Consider the following 7,323-nt stretch of genomic DNA (forward strand, 5'->3'; position numbering starts at 1 on the left):
ATACCGAAACAGCTGAAATTGCAGTGCAGGCAAGTTTAACTGGTCACCTCGTTTTATCAACACTTCATACCAATACTGCCATTGGTGCATTGACCCGTTTGCAGGATATGGGAATTGAACCTTTTCTACTCTCCTCCAGCTTGCTGGGTGTGATGGCTCAGCGTCTGGTCAGAGTCCTCTGTGATCAATGTAAACAGTCCTACCAACCTGATGAAGCTGAATGTCGGGAGTTAGGGGCTGATATGGTCAATGCTCCTGAGCTATACCACGCAATAGGCTGTAAAGAGTGCAACCATACTGGATGCCGAGGGCGGACTGGTATCTATGAAGTGGTCATGGTCGACGAGCGGGTCAGAAGAATGGTTCATGCAGGAGAAGGAGAACAGTCAATTGCTGACTATGTCAGAAAGAGCTCTCCGAGCATAAGGGAAGATGGCGCCAAGAAGGTATTGGCTGGTCTGACAACACTGGAAGAAGTGCTCAGAGTGACCCAGAAAGATTAATCCGTATCGGAGGCGGATCACCGCACGACATGGCTGCATATGAATACATCGCCCTCGATAAGCAGGGCAAACAGCTTAAGGGCACACTGGAAGCCGACAGTAACCGGCATGTCCGGCAAATGCTTCGTGATAAGGAGTTGACGCCCTTATCGGTCAATCAGGTTTCAGAGCAGAAACAGAATGCCTCTGGTGGTTTGTCAGTACTCTTTCAACGTGGTGTTTCTGCTGTTGAGCTAGCCACTCTGACTCGTCAGTTAGCTACTCTCATTCAAGCTGCCATGCCGGTGGAGGAAGCGCTATATGGTGTCGCTTCCCAGCAGGAAAAGCGCAGGCTTAAAAATATGCTGTTGGCGATTCGTTCCAGAGTACTTGAAGGTTTCACGCTGGCCCAGAGTCTTGAAGATTTTTCACATATTTTCCCCCAGATGTTCCGAGCTACGGTGGCGGCCGGAGAGCATGCAGGTTATCTGGATAAGGTGCTGAACCGGCTGGCGGACTACACCGAAGCCAGAATGAAATCGACCCAGAAAATTCAACAGGCGCTGTTGTATCCCATCATATTGCTAATGGCGGCCCTTGGGATAGTCAGTTTTCTGCTGGGTTATGTGGTGCCGGATGTTGTAAAGGTGTTTGTCGATACGGGTCAGGACTTACCTGGCATCACGGTTGTACTGATCGCTGCCAGCGAAGGATTCCAGACCTACTGGCCTTTCATCTTCAGTATTATTTTCTTTGGGATTGTAGCCTTCAGGCAGGCGCTGAAGAAGCCGACCGTTCGGATGTCATGGGATCGTTTCTTTTTACGCTTACCGGTTCTTGGCCGCTTTAGTAAAACATTAAGTGCTGCAAGATTTGCCAGTACCCTGAGCATTCTCACACGCAGTGGTGTTTCGCTGGTGGAAGCCCTGATGATCGCTGCACAGGTTATTGATAATCAGGCCATTTGTGATGCGGTGAAAGATGTAGCTCGCAGGGTCAGTGAAGGGTCCAGCCTGAACCGGGCCTTGGCGGAAACCGGTTATTTTCCACCTCTGATGCTACACATGATCGGCAGTGGTGAATCTACAGGTGAGTTGGACGAAATGCTGGACAGAACGGCTCAGAACCAGCAGATGGAACTGGATGGAAGAATCTCTCTCCTACTTGGACTTTTTGAGCCCTTAATGCTTGTAGTCATGGGTGGTGTCGTCATGGTGATTGTTTTAGCCATACTGCTGCCCATCCTGAACATGAACCAGCTTCTGAACTGAACTGTACGCCGTGTGCATGGCTTTTTAAGCCAATGTACGTGCGGTTAGACACAGGACGTACACGACAGAATCTTCCGGTTATCCGGCAGGTTTTTCTGGAAATGGCGGCAGAAATCCCGTTTCCTCGGTACGGAATCCATTGATGAGGTCGTGAAAATGATGACAAGACAGGTACAAAGAGGTTTTACCCTTATAGAGATCATGGTGGTTGTCGTGATCTTGGGCATACTGGCTGCCATGGTGGCGCCGAAGATTCTCAGTCGACCTGATCAGGCCAAGGTTACCGTGGCCCGGTCCGATATTGAAACGATCTCTCAGGCACTGGAATTGTATAGACTGGACAACGGTTTTTACCCTTCAACGGATCAGGGACTGGATGCCTTGGTCAAGAAACCGACCATTGCTCCCGAGCCCAGAAACTGGAACCCGGAAGGTTATCTGAAAAAGGCTCCGGTTGATCCCTGGGGGAATGCTTTCATTTATCTGCAGCCCGGGAATCATGGTAAGTACGATCTTTACTCTCAGGGGGCTGACGGCCGTGAAGGTGGTGAAGGTCTTAATGCAGATATTACCAACTGGGAAGAGTCTTGAGCTTAGTCTTGGTATCCGATTAAACCTTTCAAAGTGACAGGGGCTCAATGAACGTTACGGTGTCGGAAGGAAGTAGGCCAGATGACAAGAAAAATCAGGGTTTCACCTTGGTCGAGTTGCTGGTTGTTATTCTGATCATAGGTATATTGCTGGGTATTACTCTTCTGAGCCCAATCACCGGCAATGTACAAAAAACAGTTCAAGAGCAGGCGGCAAGATTACAGATTTTGTTCTCTCAGGTCAGGGACAAAGCGCTCCTGGATAATGCCGAATACGGTTTTTCCATTGATGAGAATGGTCGTTACCAGTGGTGGGTACTGCCGTTGGAAAGTACTGAGTGGGCTGTCATCACAGAGACACCTTTTCAAGCCTACAAAATGCCGGAAAGCCTGGATTTTTATCTTTATACAGCCGAGGACGAATTGCCCTATCTCGAACCCAAAGATACCGGTCCCGATGTAGTGTTTTATTCAGACTATCAGGTGACCCCTTTTTCTCTATACGTGGTCCCCGTTGAAAACAAAAAGCAGGGTGTGGTGCTGATAACCGATGGCTTGTCCGATGTCGAAGTCGTTCGCTAGTGTTTTGGGCTTCACCCTTATTGAGGTGATGGTGGCACTAGTTATTTTTGCTCTGGCCGCATCCATGTTGATGTTGGCAGACGGTAATAGTATTCGCCAAACCCGCTATATGCAGGAAAAGGTTTTGGCTGCACAGCTCGCCGATCAATACTTGAGCCGACTTCAGGCAGAAAAAAACTGGCCTGATAAAGGTGTCACGGGAAAGGTTGAAATCTATGCCGGGTATGACTGGTATGTCCGTCAAACTGTCAGGGATACCAGTAAGAAAAACTTTAGGAAAATTGTTGTGGATGTCTTTGTGGGTAATCAAAAGCCCAGTGATGATGGCATTCCGATGTTTTCTCTGGAGTCCTATTTGAGGAAACCGAGGAAATGAGTGGGAGCAAAGGTTTCACACTGCTTGAGCTGATGATCGCCATAATGCTCTTTGCCATGATCAGTGCGGCAGCCTACAAGTTGTTCGATTCAGTGAGTCGGGCTCAGCAGGTAACTGATGGGATTCTGGACTATCTGGATGAAATTCAACGAGCGCAGTTGATTCTGGAGAAAGATCTATTCCAGATGACAGCAAGACCGGTGCGGGATGAATTTGGTGACAGTCAGCCAGCTGTTGTGTCTCCCAGTCTTGATGGCTTTGCTCTGGAATTTACTCGTGCTGGCTGGCGTAACCCGCTGAAGGAACTGAGGAGTAACTTGCAACGTGTTGCCTATAACCTGGAAGAGGATGAGCTGGTTCGCTACTACTGGTTGATGCTGGACAGGGCTCCGGATCCGATTCTGATAAGGCAGGTTATTCTCAACAATGTGCACGGATTGAAAGTCCGTTTTATGAACGAAAAGAAGCGCTGGAGCAGTAGCTGGCCACCGGCAAAACAATCCCGAGGTGGCAAACCAGCGGGTAGAGCAAGGAAAACAGAAGACCCGGTAATGCCCTACGCGATAGAGCTGACCGTGAAGCATGTGGACTTTGGAACACTAGTAACTATTTTGCCAGCTCTAGATTACAAGTCCTCGGATGCTCTGAAGTGGCCGGAGCAAGAACAGGGTAGTGATCAGAGGAACGCTGAGCAAAACGCTCACACACCAAAGTTGGATCAGAGTGACGATGGTCAAGGTGATGATAATGAGGATGAATAATGAGGTCAGTTAAACGGCAGCGTGGCATTGCTTTGATCTACGTGCTCCTGATCTTCGCCATGATTACGCTAATGGCTTCTCAGATGGTAACCAGCCTGTGGCTGCATACTGAGAAGAACACCCATTATCTTGAGCGTATTCAGGCCAGACATTTGGCTCTGGGGGCTGAACAATATGTTGCTTTATTACTTGAGCAGGATGCGGAAGACGACAAGAAAAAGAAAAAATTTATGGATCACGAAAGTGAACGCTGGAATATACGGGAAGTAGGCTACGCCCCTGATCAGGGGGATATCGAGCTGGTCATTGTTGATGAAACCAGTCGGTTTAACCTGAACTGGCTCGCTGCAGAAGCGCTGGACGGCCAAAAGTTTGTAGGTATGTTTGAGAAAATACTGCATAACCTGGGGCTTAGTTCAGAGATTGCCGCAGCCATCAAGGACTGGATCGACGATGATCAGGAACCCTCAGAATCCGGTGGAGAAGATAATAATTATCTCGTCATGGAACCGCCGCGTAGAACGGCCGATGCTCCGTTTGTTTCAGTATCGGAGTTAAGACTGATTCAGGGGGTTGGCAGTGCTGAGTTTGAATTGTTAGCGCCTCTGGTGGCCGTTTTGCCTAAGACTTCCAGGATCAACGTTAACGCAGCTTTGCCCGAAGTGATTGGCGCCCTGTCTGATAAACTCACAGAAGGGGATGTAGAGGCTATTATTGATGCTCGGAGTGCAGAAGGGTTCCCCAGACTGGAAGATCTGGCCAGGCTACCAGCCCTGAAAGACAAAACTGCTGCTCTTAAAGAAGTGCCTCTGGATGTTGCCAGCCAATATTTCACTGCTTACATCAAGGCAACGTATCGAGATACTGCATTCTATTTAAAAACCCTTATGTATCGTAATGCAGAGGGAAAGGTTCAAATCGCCGGTCGTGAGATTGGACCCAACGACTATTGGGTAAGTGCCAAGAAGGAATCCTGAGGTCTAATAATGAAAAACATCCTGTTGATTCGGATACCCCCACCGGTTTCCCGGATTGAGCCAAACAGTCGAGTTCAGTGGGGGGCTTTTGCCGAGAATGGGCAGCTTTCCGGGGATCTCCATATTTCTGAACTGGGACAAGTCAAAAATGACTGGGTTCGGTTTGTTATTCAGAAACCAGATGACACAGAGCTGGACGAATCCACCTTGGAAGAAGAAATGCCGGAACAGGTGGTAGTGCTTCTGCCAGGGACTCTGGTCATTCACAAGCAGTTGCCTATCAATAGCGGCCAGCGAAAGCATCTTTCAACCGCGCTGCCCTTTATGATTGAAGAAGAGTTGGCCGATGACATTGAGTCTATGCATCTGGCCAGCTATCAACACCGCAAGAGTGACCAGGTTTCCGTTTCAGCTGTTCCACATGAACAGATGCAGTCTCTATTATCCTGTCTTGAAGAGCAGGGGATTTCTGCCCAGCAAGTTATCGCTGAACTTCAGTTTTTGCAGGGCGTGCCGCGGGAATTAAACCTCCTTCTTGAAAATGATTCCTGCATTCTTTCCGCTCCTGACCATTCCACTGTTTGCCTTGACTATGAAGCACTTAGGTTTGTTCTGAGCCATTGGGGAGAAAAAACCACTGAAGACATTCTTCAGACTGATGAGGAGCTGGTAGCTGAAGATTCTGAAGCTCTTGTGAGTGCCAGAATAAAATTTGCAGATGGTCTGGTGCCATTGGCTACTGAGAAAAGAGAACAAGTGAAACGATGCTTGGATGAAAACGGCTGGCTGGTGGTAGAAGAACCATTGACCAATACTGCTTTTGAATATCTGGCGTCGTTGTATTTTTCTTCCAGAAAATCAGCCGAATTAGTGGATCTTCGTCATGGCCCCTATCAATGTCCTAAAAGGGCTAGCCGCAAGATGCGTCGCTGGAAGCCTCTTGCCTTGGTGGCTTCCATCTGGCTACTGCTTGAGTTGGGCTTAAAAGTCGGGGAAGGGTTGATGTATCAACAAAAAGCACAGGATTACTGGCAGGAGTCCGCCGCGCTCTACCTGGAAGTCTTTCCACAGGATCAGCAGGTGCTCGAGGCTCAGGCCCATTCAGCTGGAAGTATTAACTTGAAGGGACGCATGGAAAGTCGATTGAAAAATGCAGGGCAAAAGGTCAGTGGAGAAGCCTTCTTACCTCTGTTGCAACAGGTTTCTGCTGTGTCATCTTCTTTACCTGATTTTAAGCTGAAGCCGGTCAGCATGGATTTCAATGATGCTTCAGGAAAGATGGTGCTGGAGTTGAAAGCAGACAGTCTTGAAGGAATTGATAAGCTTCTGGCAGCAGTAAAATCGTCCGGGCTGAGCGCACGATTGGACAGTGCAATTCAGGAAAAAGCGGGCGTCAATGCCCGAATGACCATAGGCAGGTGAAGCTGATGAAACTGACCCATCTACTCGAAAGAAGTCCGCTCTGGCTCCAGCTTCAGGCTAAGTATGAGCTAATGTCACAAAAAGATCGTAGAGCAATGCATTTTCTGACGGCTGTCCTTCTGTTGGCTGCAGCCTATCTATTCGTTTGGGAGCCCATCACTGCATGGAGTGAAAAACAGCAGGAAGAGTTCGCTCATCAACAATCCATTTATGACTGGATGGCAGAGAATATTGATCAGGCAAAACAGGCTCATAGGAAACAAAGGTCTGCAGCTGCTAAAAAAGACCTTTCTTCGATTGTATCGAGCAGTGCCAAACAATCAGATCTGACACTGAGTCGTGTTCAACCGGATCGTAAAGGTTTAGGAGTTTGGGTCGAAGATGCAGCTTATCAGAAGCTGTTGGCCTGGATGGTTGTTTTAGATACCCGCTATGAAGTGATTATCCAACAAATCAAAATCGACCGAGGTAAAGAGGAAGGCCGAGTAAAAGTCTATATGCATCTTGCGAACTGATCCTGCTTGGTGAAAGGGCTTAATCCCAGGCCCTAACATCTCTCAATAAGCGGCAGTTATTTAGATTAAGTGTTTGTACTTTTTTGAATTCTAAAGGGAGTGTTTGAACTTCAAAATTGGACTCAGGCATTGCGATAACCCATTAAGGCTGTTCGCTAATGCTGAGAGCACAAAGAAATTCATAGTCAGAGTGCTAAAGTTCTGTTTTTTTACATGCTTCTGCCCTTGACACTACCACCTGATCTACATAGTATTCGCATGACTTCAGCGCAATGCATCGCGCAAAGAAATCGGGTGATTAGCTCAGCTGGGAGAGCATCTGCCTTACAAGCAGAGGGTCGGCGGTT

The 7,323-nt window shown here is 48.1% G+C and carries 9 protein-coding genes; all 9 read left to right on the plus strand.

The window, feature by feature from the left end; translation table 11 throughout:
• Positions 1-503: GspE/PulE family protein (locus KDK19_RS18105; protein WP_257292520.1), on the plus strand; the 503-nt coding region annotated here is incomplete at its 5' end.
• A gap of 29 nt (positions 504-532) precedes the next feature.
• The gene (gene gspF / locus KDK19_RS18110) at positions 533-1,753 is read left to right on the plus strand and encodes a type II secretion system inner membrane protein GspF (protein ID WP_257279651.1); all 1,221 of its coding nucleotides are present in this window, start codon (positions 533-535) and stop codon (positions 1,751-1,753) included.
• A gap of 156 nt (positions 1,754-1,909) precedes the next feature.
• A complete protein-coding gene (gene gspG, locus KDK19_RS18115) occupies positions 1,910-2,344 on the plus strand; it encodes a type II secretion system major pseudopilin GspG (RefSeq protein ID WP_306674461.1) in 435 nt (144 codons plus the stop codon).
• Positions 2,345-2,403: 59 nt separating this feature from the next.
• Complete coding sequence (locus KDK19_RS18120) at positions 2,404-2,925, plus strand: prepilin-type N-terminal cleavage/methylation domain-containing protein (protein ID WP_257292521.1); 522 nt, start codon at positions 2,404-2,406, stop codon at positions 2,923-2,925.
• The gene (gene gspI, locus KDK19_RS18125) at positions 2,906-3,301 is read left to right on the plus strand and encodes a type II secretion system minor pseudopilin GspI (RefSeq protein WP_257276199.1); all 396 of its coding nucleotides are present in this window, start codon (positions 2,906-2,908) and stop codon (positions 3,299-3,301) included. Before KDK19_RS18120 ends, gspI begins: the two co-directional genes overlap by 20 nt.
• Positions 3,298-4,062, plus strand: coding sequence for a type II secretion system minor pseudopilin GspJ (gene gspJ, locus KDK19_RS18130; protein ID WP_257276200.1), 765 nt, complete (start codon positions 3,298-3,300; stop codon positions 4,060-4,062). Before gspI ends, gspJ begins: the two co-directional genes overlap by 4 nt.
• Positions 4,062-5,039, plus strand: coding sequence for a type II secretion system minor pseudopilin GspK (gene gspK, locus KDK19_RS18135; protein WP_257279649.1), 978 nt, complete (start codon positions 4,062-4,064; stop codon positions 5,037-5,039). Before gspJ ends, gspK begins: the two co-directional genes overlap by 1 nt.
• Positions 5,040-5,048: 9 nt before the next feature.
• Entirely contained in the window at positions 5,049-6,461 is a 1,413-nt protein-coding gene (gene gspL / locus KDK19_RS18140) for a type II secretion system protein GspL (RefSeq protein ID WP_257274743.1), read from the plus strand.
• A gap of 5 nt (positions 6,462-6,466) precedes the next feature.
• On the plus strand, positions 6,467-6,976 hold the full coding sequence (locus tag KDK19_RS18145; protein ID WP_257274742.1) for a type II secretion system protein M: 510 nt from the start codon (positions 6,467-6,469) through the stop codon (positions 6,974-6,976).
• The last annotated feature ends 347 nt before the right edge of the window (positions 6,977-7,323 follow it).

The sequence above is a fragment of the Endozoicomonas sp. ONNA1 genome (assembly GCF_024606325.1).
Taxonomy (GTDB): domain Bacteria; phylum Pseudomonadota; class Gammaproteobacteria; order Pseudomonadales; family Endozoicomonadaceae; genus Endozoicomonas_A.

What these genes read in the sequence shown, in the direction of transcription:
- gspI (WP_257276199.1), top strand. Translation starts at nt 2,906, where the DNA reads ATGTCGAAGTCGTTCGCTAGTGTTTTGGGCTTCACCCTTATTGAGGTG.
- gspJ (WP_257276200.1), top strand. Translation starts at nt 3,298, where the DNA reads ATGAGTGGGAGCAAAGGTTTCACACTGCTTGAGCTGATGATCGCCATA.
- KDK19_RS18145 (WP_257274742.1), top strand. Translation starts at nt 6,467, where the DNA reads ATGAAACTGACCCATCTACTCGAAAGAAGTCCGCTCTGGCTCCAGCTT.
- gspK (WP_257279649.1), top strand. Translation starts at nt 4,062, where the DNA reads ATGAGGTCAGTTAAACGGCAGCGTGGCATTGCTTTGATCTACGTGCTC.
- gspL (WP_257274743.1), top strand. Translation starts at nt 5,049, where the DNA reads ATGAAAAACATCCTGTTGATTCGGATACCCCCACCGGTTTCCCGGATT.
- gspG (WP_306674461.1), top strand. Translation starts at nt 1,910, where the DNA reads ATGATGACAAGACAGGTACAAAGAGGTTTTACCCTTATAGAGATCATG.
- gspF (WP_257279651.1), top strand. Translation starts at nt 533, where the DNA reads ATGGCTGCATATGAATACATCGCCCTCGATAAGCAGGGCAAACAGCTT.